Here is a 1,355-nt window from a genome sequence, read left to right on the forward strand (position 1 = left end):
ATCCAGCGGCAGCAGCGGCTCGGGCAGCGGCAGCAGCGGATCCAACGGCGGCAGCGGAAGTGGCAGCGGCTCCGGCAGCGGCAGCGGAAGCGGAAGTGGTGGCGGAAGTGGTGGCGGAAGTGGTTCCGGCGGATCAGGTTCCGGAGGCGGACAAGGATCAGGCGGCGGCAACAGCGGAGGCAACAGAAGCCTGCCGAGCGGTGGACCGAGCAGTACGCAGCCGACGAACAAGTCCGCGATCAGCCCGAACCTGTCCGGGGGCAGCACACTGAAAAACACCGCCGGCATCGATCCGAACGCCAAGACATCCAGCCCCGACACGACAACCCCCAACGGCGCGACCGGGCCCCTTTCCACTCTGTCGAACATGCTCAGCCAACTCACCGGCGGGTCAGGTTCCTCCGGCTCATCGGGCGCCTCCGGCGCGAGCGGCCCACTCGGCCTGCTCGATCACCTCGGCGCGTCGGGCGCACTCGATGACATCAGACCCGCTGCGCTCGGCAGCGGCGGAGGCGGCGGAGGTGGTCTACCGAGCGGCATCGGCGGCGGCATCGACGACAAGCTCTTCCCCCGCGCGAGCCCCGTCACCACCTCCGCCGAACAGACCCGTGCCGGCATCGCGACGGGCACAAGCCTGACCAACGCGGGCATGCCGATGGGCATGGGCGGTTACCCGATGGGCGGCGGCATGGGCGGTGGCATGGGCGGCCAGGGCCAGCAACAGCAGCAAGAGCGCAAACGCGCGGCCTATCTCGACAGCACCGAACACCTCGATGAGGCGATCGGCGAGGACCCGCTCTCGATCCGCCCGATCATCGACCGCTGAGTCCACTACTACTTTCTGCGAGCGTCCCATGCGTTTTCATGTCGTCAGCCTGCCCCACACGCAGACAACCATCGCCTATCAGCCCTGCGCGTACACCCAGAAGGCGCGCCGATTCGCCACCATGATGACCGAGCACGGCCACGACGTCATCCTCTACGGCGGCGAGGAAAACGACGCGCTCTGCGCGGAGTTCGTGCCGCTGGTGACCAAGGCCGAGCAGGCCGAGTGGTTCGGCGGCAACGACCCGACCAAGGAGATCAGCAATCTCACCTGGGACCCGCACGATCACCATTGGCGCGTCGCGAACGCGCGCGCGATCAGCGAGATCGCCGCGCGAAAGCGGGAACGCGACTTCATCGGCGTGCTCGGCGGCTGCTGCCAACAGGCCATCGCCGACACCCTGCCCGAACTCATGACGGTCGAATTCGGTATCGGCTACAGCGGCGTATTCGCCAAGTATCGAGTGTTCGAGAGCTACGCGTGGATGCATTCGGTCTACGGCGCGCGGACCACCGTGTCCGACGTGATG

General features: G+C 67.3%; 3 protein-coding genes. 2 read left to right on the forward strand and 1 reads right to left on the reverse strand.

Annotated elements, in window-relative coordinates; genetic code table 11:
- Positions 1-288, reverse strand: a 288-nt coding sequence (locus NA12_RS34490) for a hypothetical protein (RefSeq protein WP_218017155.1), incomplete at its 3' end; no start/stop codon positions are given.
- 79 nt (positions 289-367) lie between these two features.
- Here NA12_RS34490 and NA12_RS32835 point away from each other — a divergent pair.
- Together NA12_RS32835 and NA12_RS32840 are read left to right on the forward strand one after the other, a co-directional pair.
- Positions 368-826: a hypothetical protein gene (locus NA12_RS32835; protein ID WP_067460722.1), complete on the forward strand. Its 459-nt coding sequence runs from the start codon at positions 368-370 to the stop codon at positions 824-826.
- 28 nt (positions 827-854) lie between these two features.
- Positions 855-1,355, forward strand: a 501-nt coding sequence (locus NA12_RS32840; protein ID WP_157106434.1) for a hypothetical protein, incomplete at its 3' end; no start/stop codon positions are given.

It is taken from the genome of Nocardia alba NBRC 108234 (genome assembly GCF_001612665.1).
Classification (GTDB): domain Bacteria; phylum Actinomycetota; class Actinomycetes; order Mycobacteriales; family Mycobacteriaceae; genus Nocardia; species Nocardia alba.

Excerpts from the sequence above, each read along its gene's own strand:
- NA12_RS32835 (WP_067460722.1), top strand. The coding sequence starts at position 368 with ATGCTCAGCCAACTCACCGGCGGGTCAGGTTCCTCCGGCTCATCGGGC.